The organism is Marinicella marina, assembly GCF_030065545.1.
GTDB lineage: Bacteria > Pseudomonadota > Gammaproteobacteria > Xanthomonadales > Marinicellaceae > Marinicella > Marinicella marina.
Map to the genome: position 1 here is coordinate 215934 of NZ_JASJNC010000002.1, position 20302 is coordinate 236235.

Here is a 20302-nt window from a genome sequence, read left to right on the forward strand (position 1 = left end):
AAGCGGCGTCTCAGGGTTAATTACAGCCTGAGGGTCCCATTGTAAATAATACTGAGCCATAGGAGCGAAACATGAAGACTTTAAAACGCACCCTGTTAATTACAGGGCTATTTGTTGGCATGGGTGCTTGTGCAGCGGAACAAGCTGCCGAAAAAGACCCATTAGCCACTCACAAAGCAGAGATGAAAGCAGGCGCCACTGATTTAGCCAGCCAGATGGCTGCTGGGGAACAGGTTTATAACACCTATTGTGCAGCTTGTCACCAGACCACTGGTGCTGGCTTAGGTACAGCTTTTCCACCTCTGGCAGATTCGGATTATCTGTTGGCAGATAAAGACCGTGCCATCAATGTGGTGCTGGGCGGACTCAAAGGCGAAATCACTGTCAATGGTAAAAAATTCAATGCCGTGATGCCCAACCTGGCTTACTTGAATGATGAGCAAGTGGCCAATGTGGTGACTTATGTAATGAACAGCTGGGGCAACGAGGGCTATGTGGTCAGTGCAGCAGAGGTCATGGCGGCACGCAACAAAGAAGTTGAAGTGGCTGCAGATGCGGCTGCAGATCATCCGGTGACAGGGGAGTCTGAAGCAGCTTATAAGGGCACGGTTTCAGCGATCAATCCTGAGGACACCATCCAGATGATTGATTCAGATGGTCCAGCCATGAGTAAGGATGAATTTGCCTTTGCCACTAAGATTTATTTTGAACGTTGTGCGGGTTGTCATGGGGTTTTACGTAAGGGTGCCACCGGTAAAGCGTTGACCACTGATATCACCCGTGAAAAAGGCCTTGATTACCTTAAAACCTTGATTACTTATGGTTCTGCTGCAGGCATGCCCAATTGGGGTACCTCAGGTGATTTCACTGTTGAAGAAATCGATACTTTGGCAAAATTCTTACAACATGAGCCGCCAGAGCCGCCACAGTGGGGCATGCAGGAAATGAAAGACAGTTGGAAAGTTTTGGTGGATCCTGCGGACCGTCCAAAGAAACCACAACATAAGTTAAATTATGAGAACTTTTTTGCGGTGACCCTTCGTGATTCAGGTGAAGTGGCCATCATTGATGGTGACACCAAAGAGATTGTCAGCATCCTTAAGACCGGCTATGCCGTTCATATTTCAAGACCTTCGGCATCCAGTCGTTACTTTTACACCATAGGTCGCGATGCCAAAGTGGACATGATTGATTTGTTCATGAATCCACCACAAATTGTGGCGACCATCAAGGTTGGCTTGGAAGCTCGCTCCGTTGAGACTTCTAAATACAAAGGTTATGAAGATAAATATGCCATTGCTGGCGCTTATTGGCCGCCACAGTACACCATCATGGATGGTGATACTTTGGAACCTAAGCGGATTGTATCAACCCGTGGTATGACTGTAGATACCCAAGAGTACCATCCAGAACCTCGGGTGGCAGCGATTGTGGCCTCTCACCAGCACCCTGAATTCATTGTAAACATTAAAGAGACAGGTAAAATTTTGCTGGTCAATTATGCTGATATTGAAAGTTTGACAGTGACCACCATTGATGCAGCGCGTTTTTTACATGACGGTGGTTGGGATCGCAGCAAGCGGTATTTCCTCACCGCGGCTAATCAGTCGGATAAGATTGCGGTGGTTGACTCTAAAGATCGTAAGTTGGTGGCATTAACTGACGTGGATAAAATTCCACACCCAGGTCGTGGCGCCAACGTTGAGGACCCTGAATTTGGACCGGTATGGATTACCAGCGCATTAGGGAATGACAAAATCACTTTCCTCAGTACTGATGCTTCCAGTGAAAATGCTTGGCAAGTGGTCAGAACCCTTAATGGTCAAGGCGGCGGTTCCTTGTTTGTTAAATCACATCCAAAATCACAAAACTTGTGGGTTGATTCACCACTGAATCCCGACCCTGCCATTTCACAAAGCGTGGCAGTATATGATGTCAATGACTTTGATGCAGGCTTTGAAGTATTGCCAATAGCCGAGTGGGCTGATCTGGGTGAGGGTGCCAAACGAGTGGTGCAACCTGAGTACAACATGAAAGGCGATGAAGTGTGGTTTTCGGTGTGGAACGGCAAGGAACAGAAATCAGCCATTGTGGTGGTAGATGATAAAACCCGCAAACTTAAACATGTCATTAAAGATGAACGTTTGATTACCCCTACCGGTAAATTCAATGTTCATAACACTGTTGAAGATGTTTATTGATCAGTTGTTCTGCAATGACCAAGGAGGGTAGGGAGCAGAATATCAAGTAAATAAACATCTGAAATGAAACGCTGACTTCCTCCGAGGGCAGCGTTTTTTTTGCCTTAAAGATTTACTCTCAGAGCGCTTCTGTTTCAAGTAACGCACGTAATTCAGAGACGTTTTTCAGTTTAATGTGTTTTTCTTTGACTTTTATAAGCTGTTTATTTTCCAAGGATTTCAGGGCTCTGGAAAATGTCTCTGGCTTGATTGATAAACGCGAGGCTATGTCTCTTTTGGGAACTGAAAGAGTTAAATTAAACTCATCAGTGACAGCCTCATTTACTTGTGATAAAAAGTAGTCAATTACCCTGAATGAAGCGTTATGCAGGGTTTGTTTATCGAGTTCTTTGACCATCCAATGCAGCCGCACAGACAAATGTCCCAGCATGTTGATACACAAGTCTGCAGACTCTTTCAGCAAATTCAAAAAAGATGTGGCCTGAATACTGACAACCATTGATTGCCTCATTGCCACTGCAGTAACGGGGTATTTAGGCGCACCTGAGAACAAGACACCTTCAGCAAAGGTGCGACCAGGAAAAACCACCTCAATGATTTTTTCATCTCCTTTGATGGTACTGCGCACCAGTTTAATGGCGCCATCATAAACAAAAAATATGTGTGAAAGCGGTGTGTCTTGCTGGAACAGCATTTGTTCTGGGTTTTGTTTGACTAAGTCCGCAATCTTTAGAATGCGATCAAACTGTTCATCATTCATGCCTGAGAACATGACATTCTCACGCAAGGCATTCACCACTTTGGGCTGCAAATCTTTATGAATCATTTAAATCCATTGTTATGACAAACCATAGATTTTAACCCAGCAATTTACAAAATATTCAGTAAATTAAATGCATCTCTACCCGCATAGCTGGCCTCTTTACCCAGTTGTTCTTCGATGCGTAACAGTTGGTTGTATTTGGCGATGCGATCGGAGCGGCACAATGAACCGGTTTTGATTTGGGTGGCGGAAGTGGCTACTGCCAAATCAGCGATGGTGTTGTCTTCGGTTTCTCCTGAGCGGTGTGAAATCACCGCGGTGTAACCTGAACGATAAGCCAAATCTATGGCATCCAAGGTTTCGGTTAAGGTGCCAATCTGATTGAACTTAATAAGGATTGAATTGGCAATGTCTTTTTCGATGCCTTCTTTAAAAATAGAGGTATTGGTAACAAACAGGTCATCACCCACCAGTTGGACTTGCTGTCCCAGTTTTTCAGTCAGGTGTTTCCAGCCTGCCCAATCGGCTTCATCCAAACCGTCTTCGATGCTTATGATGGGGTATTGTTCAACCCATGAGGCCAAAAAGTCTGTAAATTCCTCTGAGGTGAGTTGCTTGTTCTCGCCACTCAAATGATACAGGCCATCTTGGTAAAATTCTGAACTGGCCACATCCAAGCCCAAGTACACCTCTTCACCAATTTTATATCCAGTTTGGTGAATGGCCTCTAAAATGGTATCAACGGCTTCTACATTTGAACCCAGATTGGGCGCGAAGCCGCCTTCATCACCAACCGCTGTCGATAAGCCTTTGGCTTTTAATACTTTGGCCAATGAATGAAAAATTTCCGTGCCACAACGCAGTGCTTCTGAGAACGAACTGAAACCAGTGGGTAGTACCATAAATTCTTGTACATCGATGTTGTTATCGGCATGCTCGCCACCATTGATGATGTTCATCATTGGAACAGGCAGTACAAACTCTTCAACTGTTGTGATACTTTGGTAAAGCGGGATGCGTTTGTCATTGGCCACAGCATGGGCATTGGCCAATGAAATGCCGAGCAGGGCATTGGCTCCCAAGTTGCCTTTGTTGTCGGTGCCATCCAAGGCTAACATGGCCTCATCCAGGCCAGCTTGGTCATTGGCATCACGGCCGATGAGGGCATCGGCCAGTGTGGTGTTGACGTTATTCACTGCTTTTTTGACGCCTTTACCCAGGTAACGACTTTTATCACCGTCACGCAACTCAATGGCCTCACGGGCGCCTGTGGATGCCCCTGAGGGCACGATGGCTCGGCCAAAAGCACCACTGTCTAAAGTGACTTCAGCTTCTAAGGTGGGGTTGCCACGAGAGTCCAGAACTTCTCTGGCGTGAATGTGTTTTATATCAGTCATAGGTTAATTCCAGTCATCACTTTGTTCTTGTAATGGTTTTGATTTGATGGTTTGATCGATGATTTTTAAAGTTTCTAATAAACCTGCCATTTGGTCGAGTCTCACTGCATTGGGACCATCGCTTTTGGCGTTGGCAGGATCGGGATGAGTCTCCATGAACAAGCCTGAAATGCCGACAGCAGTCGCAGCACGTGCTAAAACTGGAACGTGCTCTCGCTGACCGCCAGAGGTGCCGCCTTGTCCACCGGGTAATTGTACCGAATGGGTGGCATCAAACACCACCGGACAACCAGTTTCTCGCATCACCGCCAAGGAGCGCATGTCAGAGACTAAATTGTTGTAGCCAAAACTGGCACCGCGTTCACAAACCATGATTTGTTCGTTGCCAGTTGATAAGGCTTTGTCAACCACATTTTTCATGTCCCATGGTGCCATGAATTGACCTTTTTTGATGTTCACTGGCTTGCCAGCGCTACAAACACGCAAGATGAAATTGGTTTGTCGGGCTAAAAATGCCGGTGTTTGTAACACGTCTACCACATCCGCCACTTCTTCAATCGGTGAATCATCATGCACATCGGTAATCACAGGTACGTTCAATTGCTTTTGTACTTCAGATAGGATTTCCAAACCCTTTTCCATGCCCAGGCCACGGAACGACTGTAATGAGGTGCGGTTGGCTTTATCAAAAGATGACTTAAAGATAAATGGTATGCCCATTTGATCAGTGATTTCTTTTAAGTGGCCCGCTGTGTCAATTGCCAGTTGCAGTGACTCAATCACACAAGGTCCAGCAATGAGGAAAAAAGGTTGATCCAGTCCAGCTTCAAAATGACATAATTTCATGTTGTTCTCTCAGTTATGCAGCTTGTTTTTTGGTTTTTTCCGCCAAAGCGGCTGCAATGTATTGCGCAAAAAGAGGGTGACCATCTCTTGGCGTTGAATTAAATTCTGGGTGAAACTGACAAGCCAAAAACCATGGGTGGTTAGGCAATTCGACAATTTCAACCAAGCGCGCATCTTCAGAATGACCAGAAAAAACCAAGCCAGCGTCACTTAATTGTTGGGCGTAGTTATTGTTGAATTCATAGCGGTGGCGATGACGCTCTGAAATCACCTCTTTGCCGTAAACTTGGTGCGCCAAAGAGTTGGCCTTAAGGCGTGATTTTTGTGCCCCTAAACGCATCGTGCCACCTAAATCTGATTGTGAATCTCGGATTTCTTTTTGTCCTTCTCGGTCCATCCATTCAGTGATTAAACCAATCACTGGGTGGGGTGTCTTGTCGTGATTTTCTGTGGTGTTGGCACCACTCAAGCCACAGACATTGCGGGCATAATCAATCACCGCAGCGTGCATGCCATAACAAATGCCCAGGTAGGGAATACCCTGTTCACGGGCGTACCCAACCGCATGGATTTTACCTTCAAATCCGCGGTTTCCGAAACCACCTGGCACCAGGATTGCATCGACGTCATCGAACACCGCATTGTTTTTGGTCTCACCCAACTCTTCGGAATCTATGTGTTTGATTTTGACTTGGGTTTGGTTAGGTATGCCGGCATGACGCAAGGCTTCATTCAGTGATTTGTAGGCATCTGAATGTTCGAGGTACTTACCAACCATGCCAACGGTTACTTGGTCTTTGGTATTGGCCTCTGCGGCCACCACCCGTTGCCATTCCGACAAATCAGTGGGCCCACAATCCAAACCAAATCGTTCAATGACCAAATCATCAAAACCTTCTTTGCTGAGTTCCTCCGGAATCTGGTAAATGTTGTCACAGTCCATCACTGGTATGACTGCCCTTGCTTCAACATTGGTGAACAAGGCTATTTTCTGTTGTTCAGATTCTGGTATGGGATGTTCAGCACGACACAACAGCACATCGGGTTGGATACCGATTGATCGCAGTTCTTTGACTGAGTGCTGGGTGGGTTTGGTTTTCAGCTCGCCGGCAGCACTGATATAAGGCACCAATGTCAAATGAACAAACATGGCATTGTTGCGGCCTTCCTCGACACCCATTTGACGAATCGCTTCCATGAACGGCAGTGATTCAATGTCACCCACCGTGCCGCCGATTTCAACCATGATGACATCAAAACCTGCAGCTGCTTTGCGTACTTTGGATTTGATTTCATCGGTGATGTGAGGAATCACTTGTACGGTGCCACCAAGGTAGTCACCTCGACGCTCTTTGCGAATCACTGATTCATAAATCTGGCCTGAAGTGTAGTTGTTATTGCGGGACATTTTGGTTCGAACGAAACGTTCATAATGGCCTAAATCCAAGTCGGTCTCAGCACCGTCTTCGGTGACAAAAACTTCACCGTGTTGAAAAGGGCTCATCGTACCTGGGTCGACATTGATGTATGGGTCTAGCTTCATCATGGTCACACGTAAGCCACGTGCTTCAAGCAAAGAAGCCAAAGAGGCTGCTGCAATGCCCTTTCCAAGAGATGAAACCACACCACCAGTGACAAATACAAATTTGGTCATGTTAGGTGTAATAGTTGTGCTCAGAAAGGACGTGTATTATAAATCAATTTTGGCAGGACTTCATTGTTTTTGCACAAGCCATAGGTAAAAAAACAACTGGGTTTGGTCGAAACAACGAACCCGTACTGCCCTGATAGGGCGAGCTTTTACCAGCGTCTTTACCCTCCCAAAGCTATTTAACAGCTAATTTGATGGTTGGTTGTTGTTTGATTGATTCTCACTGAAGACGCTTCAGCTGTGATTGTCATCAACAATTATACTGCCGTGATGATGGCTGTTGGCTTTGGCGGATTGGTTGCGGTTTCAACTTGCTTTTTGATCAGTTTTTCTGCTTGTTCGAATTGTTCATTGGTTGCTGCATGAACCAGTGCAATGGGGGTTTTATCATCAACATAAGTGCCCAAACCCTGAAACATGCTGAATCCCACAGCATGATTAATGGTATCTGACGCGGTTTTTCTGCCACCACCCAATGCAATAATTCCCAAACCAATTGCACGACAATTGATGGCGCTGATGTAGCCTGGACATTGACTGAAAACAGGCTTGGTAATGGGTGCTGTTTTGAGGTGCTTTTGTGGTTGTTCAAGCAGATCGGATGGGCCGCCGTGGGCTTTAACCATGCGCGCAAAAACAGCTGCTGCACTGCCATCAGACAAGACCTGGTTCACTTTGGACTTTGCGGCTTGCAGGTCTGGTTCCAGTTCACCCACACACAGCAACTCCGCACATAAATGCTCAACCAATGCATGCAGGCGATCATCGGTCTTATTCTGGGTTAAATAATCGATGGTCTCCAGCACTTCAACGTTGTGTCCAGCACTGTGTCCAATGATTTGATTCATGTCAGTAATAACAGCACGGGTTTTGATTGGGGATACTGTGGTGATGCTGTCAGCCAAAGCTGTGGCCATAGGCAGGTTATCAGCAAATGCGCCATTGCCACATTTGATATCCATCACCAAACCGTCCAAACCGGCGGCTAATTTTTTCGACAAGATAGAGGCGGTAATCAGCGGGATGCTGTCGACTGTTGCTGTGATGTCGCGGGTGGCATAGATGCGTTTGTCAGCCGGCGCCAAATTGCCTGTTTGGCCGATGATTGAACAGCCCACTTCCTTGACTATGCGCTCAAACTCAGCAGGTGAAATTTGGGTGTTGTAGCCTGGAATCGATTCCAGCTTATCCAGAGTGCCTCCGGTATGGCCCAGGCCGCGGCCAGAAATCATCGGAACATAAGCGCCACAAGCGGCCATGATGGGTGCCAGCATCAATGATACTTTATCGCCCACACCACCGGTTGAGTGTTTGTCTAAAACGGGGCCATTGAGACTCAAATGTCGCCAGCTCAAAACCTCACCAGAATATTGCATGGCGGCAGTTAAGTCACGGCGTTCATTGGTGTTCATGTCTTGAAAAAAAACAGCCATGGCAAAGGCGCCAATTTGTCCTTCGGTGATGCTGCCCGAGGTAATTCCTTGGATAAAAAACTGAATTTCTGCGCTGCTTAAAGCGTGGCCATCGCGTTTTTTCTTAATAATTTCTTGTGGTAGGTAGTTCATATTGTGGCTGCTTCTTATTCAGATACATCGGGGTTATGGCCCACTATTGTATCAATTTGACTGGTGGCTATGGGGTGATAGCTGGCGCGCGCTTTTTGGTAGATGTTGGCAGCCAAGTTGTTTAATGCGGGTTGTGCCATCAGGGCTTCATACAGTGGTTTGATTAATTTGACCCGACCAATTTCAGTTAAATAAGTAATCAGTCTGCCATAAGCCACTTCATATTGGTTGTTGATGCTTATCAATAGCCAGTCATGGGCGATTTCACTGTTTTGCCGTTGGGTGAGGCTAAATGTTTGGTCCAATAATTGCAATTGTTCAGCAGTCAGTTGTGACGGTAAAGCACGCAGAAAATGCAACCATTCCTGCGTGGTCCATGCCCTTGATATGGCTGTTGTCAATTGCAATTCGTTGCTCAGCCAAGCTTCAACCAATTGGTCAATTTTATCAAATTGAGATGTGGTTGGTGGCGTGAAGAAATCTGGCATGCCCGGTTCATTCAGCCAAACATCAACCTGTTTCATGCTGATTTTTTCAGGATATTTTTTTACCAGATTGTCATCTAAGTATTGGGTAAAAGCGGCGGTGGTGATGCTTTGAAAAGCAAATTGATCAAAATACATGTTGAGAAATTGATCAAAGACCTCGCGTCCTACTTGTTGTTCTAACCAATCGAGAAAAAACCGGCCTTTGTCATAGGTGACCGCGCTGAAATAATCATCGGGATCAATGCTGAAGGTGGGGTTGATTAATTTTTGTTGATCAAGCGGTAGTTCCTGCATGCTATTTAACAAGGCTTCATAAGCCAGTGTGGCTTCCATGACCATGCGTTCTTTGCCATGAACAGCATCCACTATCCTTGATTCTATGTAGGTGGTAAAACCTTCATTCAACCAGGCATCTTGCCACAGTGCATTGGTCACCAAGTTACCGGACCAAGAGTGGGCCAATTCATGAGCAATCAAAGAATCAAGAGAGCGATCACCGGCAATCACTGTTGGTGTTATGTGAGAGAGTTTAGGGTTTTCCATGCCACCAAAAGGGAAACTGGGTGGCAGGATTAACAAGTCATATTGACCCCATCGATAAGAGCCATAATACTTCTCGGTGGCAGTGATCATGTTTTCTGTTTCAGAAAATTCATAGGCAGCCGCCTCCACCACATCAGGTGCAGCAAAAATACTGACGTGCTCACTTATTTTTTGGTGCGTGATGTCGCCAACAGCTATGGCTATCAGGTAGGAAGGAATGGCTTGTGGCATAGAAAATTTGTACACGCCATCGACGCCTTTTTGTTGGTTGTTGTCGGCACTGAGCACTGGCTTGACGGCACGGTCAACAGTGATGGTTGCGTCATAAGTGACTCTGACCGCTGGGGTGTCTTGTAAAGGAATCCAGCTGCGGGCATGAATGGCTTGAGATTGGGAAAACAAATAGGGTTGTTTGCCATTGGTTTGTGAGGGACTCAACCATTGCAGCCCTGATGCTTTTGGCATGGTTTGGTATTGTATTTTGATGGCTGAGCCATCATCGGGCAAGTCAATGATCAGTTGTTTGCCAAGTAATTCGTGACTTTGACCATAACGCCAAATCAGCTTTGGGTTGTTCGAGTCATTGACCGCAGTGATGCGTTTGATTTTTAAGTCTCGAGTATCTAGGAACAATTGCGATGCTTCTGGTTTGATTTTTTCATAATCAATGGTAACGAAGCCTGCCAACACCTTATCTTTAAAATCCACTTCAAGGTTGATGTCTAAATGCTTTATTTTGACCCTGTCATGTCGTGAGTATGAGTGTGGATCAGGGCGTTTTAGCGCTGCTGGCTGGCTGGAGTCAGCAATAATGACAGTGGTCTCTTTGGGTTTGATTTGACTGTTTTGACAGCCTGGTAGCATCAGTATGAGAAATACGATGAATGGTATTTGGTTCAAGCGCATAGCGGGATTTGGCTGAAAAACCATTATGATAACGCAAACAATTGGCTTTACAAGAGCAAAGGGGAGAAATATGAAATGGCGGAGCGGACGGGACTCGAACCCGCGACCCCCGGCGTGACAGGCCGGTATTCTAACCAACTGAACTACCGCTCCGCAAGGGTGGTTCATCTCAAGAAATCGAGAGCGCGCATTCTAATATATATTTTTTAAATAAGAAAGTTTTTTTATCAAGCAAATAAAAAAACTATGGTCGCTATCAACGCCACAGATTCAATGATAGAATATGCGCCCTATTATCCCGTACCCTTTAACTGTTATGGCCTGTGGCTGGAGACGTAATGACTGAAGAAAATAGACCCCTACCGACTGAATTTTTTGCTGACTGGAAAGAGCGAGAAGCCTTGGCTGAAGGTATGATTCCCTTGATTGGCCGATTATACCGACGCCGCAATGTATCGCTGTATATGTATGGCAAACGCATGATCAACCAATCAGTCACCGATTTAATGAAAGCACATCGTTTTGTGCGCCAGGTAGAGGCCAATGAGCTCAGTGAATATGAAACTTATCCATTCATCAAATCAATCGCAGAGCTGCCATTAGGGCCAGCACACATTGATGTGGGCAAAATGGTTTACCGCTATTTCAAGTCCAACAGCTACGAGGACATTGAGCAGTCAGATGTCGATGCATACGTCAAAGAACAGTTGGCACATTTAATAGACTCAGATGCCAAACCATTAGAAAAACCGCAGGATGTGGTGCTCTATGGTTTTGGTCGCATTGGACGATTGGTTGCTCGGTTGTTGGTTGATAAGACTGGTGGTGGTGATGTATTGGTTCTGAGGGCTATTGTGATTCGCAAAAGCAAAGCCGATAATGACCTAGAGAAACGTGCTGCTTTGCTCCGCAAAGACTCTGTTCACGGTAAGTTCCACGGCACCATTCGTGTACTGGAAGAGCAAAATAAATTGGTCATCAATGGCAATGAAGTACAAATCATTTACGCCAACTCACCGGCTGATATTGATTACACTGAATACGGCATCAATAATGCATTGATTGTTGATAACACCGGGGTATGGAAAGATGAGGACGGTTTGCGTGGACACCTGCGTCCAGGCGCCTCAAAAGTGTTGTTAACGGCGCCAGCTCAAGGCGATATTCCTAATATTGTCTACGGCATCAATCACGATTTAATCACCCCAGAACAAGAAGTCATATGCGCCGCATCTTGCACCACCAATGCCATCGTGCCGGTGTTAAAGTGTTTGGATGAAGAATACGGCATCAAACACGGCCACATTGAGACGGTGCACGCCTACACCAATGACCAAAACTTGATTGACAACTACCACAACAAAGACCGCCGTGGCCGCAGCGCAGCATTGAATATGGTGTTGACTTCAACTGGCGCAGCCAAGGCAGTGGCTAAGGTGTTACCTGAGTTGGCAGGTAAACTGACGGGTAATGCCATTCGAGTTCCTACCCCCAATGTTTCTATGGCCATCCTTAATATCAACCTGCAGAAAGAGACAGATTTGGAGCAGTTGAATGAGTTTTTGCGCCGTAAATCATTACACTCTAAGCTGCAACAACAAATAGGCTACACCATTTCATCAGAAGCGGTTTCAACCGATTTTGTTGGTTCAAGACAAGCTTGTGTCATTGACTCACAGGCCACCATTGTTGATGGCAATAATGTGGTGCTTTATTGTTGGTATGACAATGAATTTGGCTATTCGTGTCAAGTGCTGCGTTGTTTGGAAAAATTCGCTGGGGTCAATTGGCCAACCTACCCAAACAGCTGATCATTCAGCACAACAGATATCAAGAGGGTGGCACTGTCCACCCTTTTTTGTGCTGGGGTTTTAATTTTGTTGTGTTGGCCCTTTGGCTATTTAAAGGTTGTTCACATTGTTTTACTTGCACAACAGGAGGCCAAGTATTATTTTAATGTCATTCAATTTTTACAGGAAACAAACATGACAGGTATTCTCGATTTAATCAAAAGCAACATCGGCGAGCAGGCGTTAGAACAAGTCAGTCAACAGGTGGGCGGCAACAAAGAAGCAACACAAAGGGCCATGGCAGCTGCCATTCCTATGTTGTTATCGGCACTACAGAAGAACAGCAAATCAAGAAGTGGTGCTGAGGCATTGGCAGGCGCACTGGAGCGCGACCATGATGGTGGCATCCTTGGCAATTTGGGCTCGATGTTGGGACAGTCAAAAACGCAATCCATGGGTGAACAAATTTTGGGTCACGTGTTAGGCCAAAGACAACAAAATGTGTCAAATCAATTGGGTAAAGCAACCGGTTTGGACAGTGCAGATGTAGGTAAAATATTGGCTAATTTGGCACCCGTTGTTATGGGCGCTGTGGGTAAGGTCAAGCGAGAGAATAATCTGGGCGTTTCAGGTCTACAAGACATGTTGAAACAAGAACGCAAACAAATCAAAAAGCAACAACCCAACCTGAGTTTTTTGGAACGAGCTCTGGACAGTGATGGTGATGGTGATGTTGATTTATCTGACGTCATGAAGCAGGGTTCTGGCTTGCTATCAGGATTTTTTAAAAGATAAAAAGCAACTAAAGGCAAGTAGGCATCACAACCAGCTCAATGCACTGGTTGTGATAAACCTTGCAAATCATAATGTTATCTAGTAATTTATTCAGCTAAGGGAGGTGGGGTTTTGATCAAGTAACAATCACTACAATCAAATAACACTCAATCAATTCATAATCAAAGTGCAAGCTTAGCTGAATATTAAAATCAAGCATGAATAGAAACCAAATATTAAACGAATGTATTGTTATTTTCGATCGTCATTTACAGGCCAACCTCAAGTCGGCCATGAATCTCACCCTTAAAAAGTTATTCAAACTGGCCGAAAACGCCACTTCCAACCAAGACGAACAATCCCTTTTTACTCAATATAGACAATTGAAAAGTGGCGCCAAGAGCCTCTCCAGCGGCATGCGCACCCAAATCAAATCGATGCCTGAATTCATTTCTGCAGAGGTTAATAAATCTGACAACAAAATGTCATTGTCGTTGGTGGAAGATGAAGAGCTGTCGATTTCTTTGTCCTTAACGCAATTGGACTCGACGCTTGAAGTAGTCAGTCACGCCGAACTCTATACCCTTGAGAAACGGATGAATGTGATTTTTGGTAATGAAAAAATAGATAAAACCAACATGCCGTTTTCACCGGCTTCAATTGTTTGGTTATTCAGTCATGCATTCAAGTCAGTCGACTTTGAAGTGCAAGTCAAAACCATGATCATTGATTTTGTAACGAAAGAATTCAGCGGCAGCATCAACGAGGCATACAAGGAAATAAACCAAGTATTTATTGATGCGGGGATTTTGCCCAATTTACAACCTGAGGTCAGTGTAACAAGTAATCAAGACCGTGGCGTAAAAACCGAGCCTGAAACAGATGCCCAGACAGATGCACCAAGTGAAGCTGAAGACAACGAGCAATCACCGATGCCAAACCAGACGGGTTCGGGACCAGTGACATCGAGAGCAGCATCAAACGCAGCTCCTGGAACAGGTCAAAACGAGATTGCTGCCGGTGAATATCAACAAACTCAGTCACGACAATTTGATCCACAAACCAAACAGTTGGTTGAATCAATTTTTGATTTGTTATCGCCACCTAAAGGGTCAGCTGTTCAATCTTCACAAGGTTATGCAGGCGGTCAATCACAGGGCGGTGATGCCGCTCAAGGCCAAGGAGCAGCAAATGGTGCGCCACAAGTACAAAAAATTGCCGATAATGATTTTGATAAAGCCTTGTCGCAAATTTCGCAAGAATCCGGGATTGTGGCGACCAGCAAAAACATCCATAATCTAAAGGAAATGCTGGCTGATCAAGTCAAAAACAACACCGGCAATTATTACCCAGAACTGTCACCAAAACAAAACAAAACCCTTGATTTGATGGGCATGGTCTATGATGAAATTGAAAAAGATGACAGCATCGATTCTCACATCAGGTCTTCATTCAATGCCATCAATGTACCGCTGTTAAGAATGGCGGTGAATGATGAAAACTTCTTCACTGATGCGGCTCACCCAGCACGAAAATTCATGGAACTTTTGGTTGATTCTTCACAAAAGTGGCATGGCACCAACATCATCAAACAAATCCATCAATACAGCGATTCTGCAGCCAAGTCTTTTGATGGTTCCACACAGTCTTTTGTGGGTGCGCTGAAAGAACTCACGCAATATTTAGAAGTGACTGAAAACAGGGCTAAGAAAGCCGAACAAAAGTGGGTCAGTGCGGCACAAGGCAAGGAGAAAATGGAGCTTACCAAGGCTGAGGTTGAATCGCATTTGGATGAGATTTTAGAAGGCTGTGACATCAAATTCATTCGTGACATCATTCAACATGTTTGGAAGGACTCATTGACCTTGACCTTGCTTCGTGAGGGCAAAGACTCAGAACAATGGCAAAAGAAGACCAAGTCGGCGAAAATCATTTCGCAAATAGGTAATAAAAATGAGTTCATGAAGCTCAGTGGTCCAGATAAGTTGGCGGCCATGCACCACCTTGACCAAACCATGGATGAACTGGGGTTCTCGAAACGAGACCGCATTTCAACCAAAGACAACATCCATTCATGCTTGGGGTGGCAAGAAAGTGATGAAAAAGAGCAGCAAGAAGTCAAACCAAAACTAAAGAAAGTACTGTCCATTGATGAGGCGGTTAAATCCCAAGAAATTGAGTCCTCTAATAAGAAAATTGAGGAAATCAGAGAGCTGAATGACAATGAAAAATTAATCATGGAACAGGTTATTAACATGCCCTATGGGACCATGTTTGATTTTGTGATTAACCAACAGAAAGAAACGCTGCGAAGAAAGTTGAGCTGGGTCAGCACCATGAGTGAGACGGTATTGTTTGTGGATTTGGTCGGCCGACATCCGCATAAAATGAAGTTGCCTCGACTGGCCATTGATATCCACCGCAACAACATCATCAAAGTTGAAGTGCAAGAAGGGGGTTATTTTAGAAAAGCTTTGAGTAACATTATGGATAGATTGAAAAAAATGGCTGCTTAAACAAGGACTTGAGAAAAACTATGGTAGAAAAAAGAGAAAACATAAGGGTTAATCCACCGGAGGGTTCATATGTGACCAACCAGTTGAATCAGCAAAAATTTGCACGCATTGTGGATATTTCTGCAAGTGGATTTCTGTTAGTTGGCCGCAATAAAATCAAATCAGGGATGATATTCCAACTTGAAGTAGTTGTAGCTGGAATGAAAAACGCCCACATATCAGTGGGCGCGGAATGTATATGGGCTGATCTTCAAACCAGTGGTATTACTTTTGCCGGCTTTCATATCATAGATATTTCAGCCGACAACCAAGCCAAGCTGGATGAAGTTATTGAACAGTTAACAGCGCATTGACTGTTAAAATATCAGCTTGCTCCAAAATGCCAGCAGCTTGCTTCAAGCGCAGTACATTCAATAGATAATCGTATTTGGCACGAGAATAGTCTCTTTGGGCTTGGTATAAGCTTCTTTGTGAATTCAACACCTCAACAATGTTGCGGGTACCAACTTCAAAACCCGCAGCAGTTGCTTCCTCGGCGCTTTTAGCAGAAACCACGGCCAACTGCCTGGCTTGCACAGAGCTCCAACCTGCTTCAACATTCTGTAATGCGCTGCGAACATTTCTGACCGTGGAAAAAGTGATGCGATCCAAATCTTCCATGGCTGCCTTGTAGCGCAGTTTAGCCTGTCTGGTTAAAGAAGAAACTCGACCACCTTCATAGATGGGTACATTGACAGTGAGGTTAATCGAGTTTGAATCTGTGGTTGAGTCTGCAATGTTTCTGACGATCAAATTACCTTCTGCGTCGATGTCTTGGAATGAGCGACCTGCATCGTTATTCCGTCCCCTGCGTGCTGACAAGCTGACCGTTGGGTAATGGCCTGATTGTTCTATTTTCATGGTTTTCTCGGCAATTTCAGCATCCAGTTCAGCCACGGCCAGGGTTGGGTTATTCTGCAATGCCAAGTCTTCCCAGTAACGTACGTCATCATTCACCAACTTCAACTGGTTGAATTCATCAGGTAGGCCATTCAAGTCAGTGTAGTATTGCAAGGTGATTTCATACAGTGCTTCTCTGGCATCATCCAGGACATTCTTGGCACTGATTACACTGGCCCGTGCACCATCATATTGAGCGCGTGCTTCATGCACATCGGTGATGGCAGCCAAACCGACTTCGTAACGTTGTTCAGCTTGTTCCAACTGTCGTTGAATGGCCTTTTCTTCTGATTCAGCAAACCTGACCGCGTCAATATTGGTTAACACATCAAAATAGTTTTGCGCCACTCTGATCAAGAAATCTTGTGCTGCTATTCCATAGTTGGCATACCCTCTGGCCTCTTGCAAGTCGGCTTGCTTTAAGCGCACAAAGTTGGCATGGTTGTATATACTTTGATTAAGACTGAGGTCCCAGCCATCCGATTCTGATTTTGGTGGGTTATTGAAACGCCCATCATCGAAACTGGTTTCGCTGTCTGATTGTGATTTTGACCATGAGCCAGAAACTTGTGGCAGAAAATTTGCCATGGCTTGTTTGCGGTTTTCCAAACTGGCTTCTTGGTTGAATTTCGCAGCACGCAGCTGGGGGTCTTTCTCCAGTGCTGTATTCATGATATCAACAAGATTTTCAGCGCAGGCGGACCCGGCAAACAAGGTGCTTAATAAAAGTATTTTTTTCATAGGATTTATAATTTAAATGTGTGTTGTTGTTCCGGCTGAGTCAGTTTCGCAACAACTGTGTCGAAATGTGATGAATATGCATCACTAGATTTATATACCCGGGCTTCCATGGTTGGTTCTTGACCGATGATGGCAAAAACTTTGCCGTCTTGGTTAAGCCAATCAAAGACAAAAGCAGGTAATTCCTCTAATGATCCCGTGATGACCACACAGTCATATTTTTGTACTGGTTTGAAGTTGAAAAAATCTTCATTATCCAAAGTGACATTGTCTATGTGGTTTTCTTTCAATTTTTGTTTTGCGGCTTGAATAAATTCAGGCTGTATATCAATAGAATGGACATGGCTAACCAAGCGACTCAACAGGGCGGTTACATAGGCACTGCCAGTACCTACTTCCAACACCAAATCGCCTTTATCCAAATCCAGCGCTTGCAGCATTTTGCCTTCAACCACTGGTTTCATCATGCTCATGCCGTGACCGATTGGTAATGCCATGTCGGCAAAAGCCAATTTCCTCTGTGGTACTTGCACAAACTCCTCTCTTTGCACATTGAGCATGGCATTGAGGATGTCTTTGTTAATCACGTCCCAAGAACGCACCTGTTGCTTGACCATGTTGTGTCTTGCTGTATCAAAATTCATGTATTAATTCGCCTTTTTTGTTATGATGTGGCTGTCTGATCTTGCCGGTGTTTCCCGCAGAGCTGTGTATAATTAGCTTACTGATTATCAGCACCAAATCATGGGTTAAAAGTCACATTTTATGATATTTTCTTCAATGAACGAAGCCAAATTAATAAAGTTACAAACTAATAAGCTGATAGCAGGTATGGAAATGTTGGCGTTGGATGTGGATAAAGCACCGACCATTATGTCTTACTTGCAGTTATTGCAGAAGTGGAATAAAGCCTATAACCTCACAGCCATTAAACAATTAGACGAGATGGTGACACACCATGCTTTAGATGCATTGGCCGTGATTAAATACTTTACAGGTCAACGGGTTGTCGACGTTGGTACTGGTGGTGGTATACCTGGTTTTTTGCTTGCGATCATGTGCCCTGAGAAATCTGTGACCTTATTAGATGCAGTGGGTAAGAAGGCCAGATTCATGCGGCAAGTTAAGCGTGAATTGACACTTTCTAATGCCGAAGTTGTGCACAGTCGTGTGGAAAATTATTTTCCTGAAGAAAAATTTGATGTGGTAACATCACGAGCTTTTTCAGAGATGGGGCAATTTTTGTCCATTTCGTCCCACTTGGTTACCAATGATGGGATTTTTCTGGCCATGAAAGGACCACGGCCAGAACCGCTGCATGCAGATTTGCCTTTTGAGCAGAATGCTTGTTGGGACATTGATGTACCTTTTTTGGCAGAACAAAGAAAGTTATATCGATTCAAAAAAACAACTAGATAACCACATTATGGTAGAAAAAAAACACAAAATCATTGCAGTTGCCAATCAAAAAGGTGGTGTGGGTAAAACCACAACCACGGTTAATTTGGCAGTTGGACTGTCCCAGTTGGGCAAAAAAATCCTGCTGATTGATCTTGACCCACAAGGCAACGCCACCATGGCCTGCGGTGCCGACTCCAGAGATTTAAAACTGTCTGCTTGCGAACTGTTGATGGATGAGTGTGAGGCCAGCGATGCCATCATGCCATTTGATGCTTTGGATTTGATTGGTTCTAATACCGACCTGACTGCTGCAGAATTACAAATGATGGATTACGAAGAACCACAAAGCATCCTGCAACAAAAGCTCAGTGAAGTCGCTACAAATTATGATTTTGTACTGATTGATTGTCCGCCGTCCTTAAGCATATTGACAGTCAATGCTTTGACGGCTGCGCACAGTGTATTGATTCCTATGCAATGCGAGTACTATGCCCTGGAAGGTCTGACTTCTCTATTGGACACCATCGAAAGGGTCAAACAGACCACCAATCCTAACTTACAAATAGAGGGCTTGTTGCGCACCATGTTTGATGGTCGCAATAACTTGGCCAATGATGTGGCAGCCCAAATTCATGAGCATTTTGGAGACAAGGTTTTCTCCACAGTGGTTCCCAGAAACGTGAAAGTGGCAGAAGCCCCGAGTTTTGGTCAATCGGCCATAGAGTATGACCAAATGTCACGTGGAGCAGTTGCCTATAAAGGTTTGGCCAGTGAATTATTAAGGAGAAACCATGGTTGATGAATCCCCAAAAAAAAAGCTAACTAAGAAAAAAACCACCAAGAAAAAAGTGTTAAGAAAAAGCACCTTGGGTCGTGGTTTAGATGCGCTGTTGGGTAGCCGCAGTGAACAAGAGTCAAACCCTCAGCATAACGACAGTGAGCTACAATCTTTGGGTATTGAACAACTGCAGCCTGGCCAGTACCAACCTCGTAGCATCATGGATCAAGATAAATTACAAGAGTTGGCAGATTCTATCGAGTCCCAAGGCATTGTCCAGCCCATAGTGGTAAGAAAGATAACTGCCACCAAGTATGAAATCATCGCTGGTGAGCGACGTTGGCGAGCGGCGCAATTGGCCAAACTGTCTGAAGTGCCAGTGTTGGTGAAACAAGTCAATGACCAACAAACCATTGCGATGGCATTGATTGAAAACATCCAACGAGAGGACTTGAATCCACTAGAGGAGGCCTTGGCGTTGGCTCGTTTGATCGAAGAATTTGATATCACCCACGCTCAAGCAGCTGAGGCTGTGGGCCGATCTCGAGTGGCGGTGAGTAATTTGTTGCGCCTGTTGGAGCTTTCCTCAAAAGTCAAAGACATGCTCAATGATGGCTTGTTGGAAATGGGACACGCAAGGTGTTTGCTGCCTTTGGCGGCTGAGCAACAACACCAAGCAGCCAAAGAAATAGCCAATAAGAAGCTTTCTGTCAGACAGGCTGAGGCTTTGGTTAAAAACATCACCAGCCCCAAAACCACAACTGGCCAGGAGAAGACATCAAAAGGCGCTGACATCACTCGACTGGAACAAAATTTATCTGAGCAATTGTGTGCTCAGGTGGAAATACAGCATAAAGCCAAAGGTAAAAGTAAGTTGGTGATTCATTACCATGGAGCCGATGAGTTAGAAGGAATTTTGGCGCGCTTAAAATAATAAATCAGGCGACAAAAACAGCTGACTCTGGGTGCTTTCAAACAAGCGTTTAAAAAAATTGAATTTATT

Annotated in this window: 16 protein-coding genes and 1 tRNA gene; 8 read left to right on the plus strand and 9 right to left on the minus strand. The window is 44.8% G+C overall.

Annotated features, from left to right (window positions below; all coding sequences use genetic code 11):
• The first annotated feature begins 71 nt into the window (after nt 1-71).
• Nucleotides 72-2201 carry a cytochrome D1 domain-containing protein gene (locus tag QNI24_RS03640; RefSeq protein ID WP_283708494.1) on the plus strand — a complete coding sequence of 710 codons (2130 nt, stop codon included), beginning with the start codon at nt 72-74 and terminating at the stop codon, nt 2199-2201.
• Between the two features lie 118 nt (nt 2202-2319).
• On the opposite strand, the gene QNI24_RS03645 is transcribed toward QNI24_RS03640, so the two are convergent.
• The 7 genes from QNI24_RS03645 to QNI24_RS03675 form a co-directional block, all read right to left on the minus strand.
• Complete coding sequence (locus tag QNI24_RS03645) at nt 2320-3027, minus strand: Crp/Fnr family transcriptional regulator (RefSeq protein WP_267174925.1); 708 nt, start codon at nt 3025-3027, stop codon at nt 2320-2322.
• A 44-nt stretch (nt 3028-3071) separates the two neighbouring features.
• Nucleotides 3072-4361, minus strand: a complete 1290-nt coding sequence (gene eno, locus QNI24_RS03650) for a phosphopyruvate hydratase (RefSeq protein WP_267174926.1) — start codon at nt 4359-4361, stop codon at nt 3072-3074.
• A 3-nt stretch (nt 4362-4364) separates the two neighbouring features.
• The gene (kdsA, locus tag QNI24_RS03655; protein WP_267174927.1) at nt 4365-5207 is read right to left on the minus strand and encodes a 3-deoxy-8-phosphooctulonate synthase; all 843 of its coding nucleotides are present in this window, start codon (nt 5205-5207) and stop codon (nt 4365-4367) included.
• Between the two features lie 13 nt (nt 5208-5220).
• Nucleotides 5221-6861: a CTP synthase gene (gene pyrG / locus QNI24_RS03660; RefSeq protein WP_267174928.1), complete on the minus strand. Its 1641-nt coding sequence runs from the start codon at nt 6859-6861 to the stop codon at nt 5221-5223.
• Nucleotides 6862-7115: 254 nt separating this feature from the next.
• A complete protein-coding gene (deoA, locus tag QNI24_RS03665; RefSeq protein WP_267174929.1) occupies nt 7116-8423 on the minus strand; it encodes a thymidine phosphorylase in 1308 nt (435 codons plus the stop codon).
• 14 nt (nt 8424-8437) lie between these two features.
• Nucleotides 8438-10360, minus strand: a complete 1923-nt coding sequence (locus tag QNI24_RS03670; protein WP_283708495.1) for a M1 family metallopeptidase — start codon at nt 10358-10360, stop codon at nt 8438-8440.
• A gap of 76 nt (nt 10361-10436) precedes the next feature.
• Nucleotides 10437-10513, minus strand: a tRNA-Asp gene (locus tag QNI24_RS03675).
• A gap of 185 nt (nt 10514-10698) precedes the next feature.
• Between QNI24_RS03675 and QNI24_RS03680 the strand changes: the two genes are divergently transcribed.
• The 4 genes from QNI24_RS03680 to QNI24_RS03695 all read left to right on the plus strand — a co-directional run bounded on the left by QNI24_RS03680 (nt 10699) and on the right by QNI24_RS03695 (nt 15793).
• Nucleotides 10699-12171, plus strand: a complete 1473-nt coding sequence (locus QNI24_RS03680) for a glyceraldehyde-3-phosphate dehydrogenase (RefSeq protein ID WP_267174931.1) — start codon at nt 10699-10701, stop codon at nt 12169-12171.
• 174 nt (nt 12172-12345) lie between these two features.
• Nucleotides 12346-12945: a DUF937 domain-containing protein gene (locus tag QNI24_RS03685; protein ID WP_267174932.1), complete on the plus strand. Its 600-nt coding sequence runs from the start codon at nt 12346-12348 to the stop codon at nt 12943-12945.
• Between the two features lie 197 nt (nt 12946-13142).
• Entirely contained in the window at nt 13143-15440 is a 2298-nt protein-coding gene (locus QNI24_RS03690; protein WP_267174933.1) for a DUF1631 family protein, read from the plus strand.
• Nucleotides 15441-15460: 20 nt separating this feature from the next.
• Nucleotides 15461-15793, plus strand: a complete 333-nt coding sequence (locus QNI24_RS03695; protein ID WP_283708496.1) for a PilZ domain-containing protein — start codon at nt 15461-15463, stop codon at nt 15791-15793.
• Here QNI24_RS03695 and QNI24_RS03700 read toward each other — a convergent pair.
• Together QNI24_RS03700 and QNI24_RS03705 are read right to left on the minus strand one after the other, a co-directional pair.
• Nucleotides 15768-17051 carry a TolC family outer membrane protein gene (locus tag QNI24_RS03700; RefSeq protein ID WP_267174935.1) on the minus strand — a complete coding sequence of 428 codons (1284 nt, stop codon included), beginning with the start codon at nt 17049-17051 and terminating at the stop codon, nt 15768-15770. The genes QNI24_RS03695 and QNI24_RS03700 overlap by 26 nt on opposite strands.
• 74 nt (nt 17052-17125) lie before the next feature.
• Nucleotides 17126-17764: a protein-L-isoaspartate O-methyltransferase family protein gene (locus QNI24_RS03705; RefSeq protein WP_267174936.1), complete on the minus strand. Its 639-nt coding sequence runs from the start codon at nt 17762-17764 to the stop codon at nt 17126-17128.
• Nucleotides 17765-17900: 136 nt separating this feature from the next.
• Between QNI24_RS03705 and rsmG the strand changes: the two genes are divergently transcribed.
• Genes rsmG through QNI24_RS03720 form a run of 3 tightly spaced genes read left to right on the plus strand, consistent with a single transcriptional unit; the run spans nt 17901 to nt 20233 of the window.
• Entirely contained in the window at nt 17901-18539 is a 639-nt protein-coding gene (gene rsmG / locus QNI24_RS03710) for a 16S rRNA (guanine(527)-N(7))-methyltransferase RsmG (RefSeq protein WP_267174937.1), read from the plus strand.
• A gap of 7 nt (nt 18540-18546) precedes the next feature.
• On the plus strand, nt 18547-19320 hold the full coding sequence (locus tag QNI24_RS03715) for a ParA family protein (RefSeq protein WP_267175173.1): 774 nt from the start codon (nt 18547-18549) through the stop codon (nt 19318-19320).
• The gene (locus tag QNI24_RS03720) at nt 19313-20233 is read left to right on the plus strand and encodes a ParB/RepB/Spo0J family partition protein (protein WP_267174938.1); all 921 of its coding nucleotides are present in this window, start codon (nt 19313-19315) and stop codon (nt 20231-20233) included. The genes QNI24_RS03715 and QNI24_RS03720 overlap by 8 nt, the downstream gene beginning before the upstream one ends.
• Nucleotides 20234-20302 lie beyond the last annotated feature (69 nt).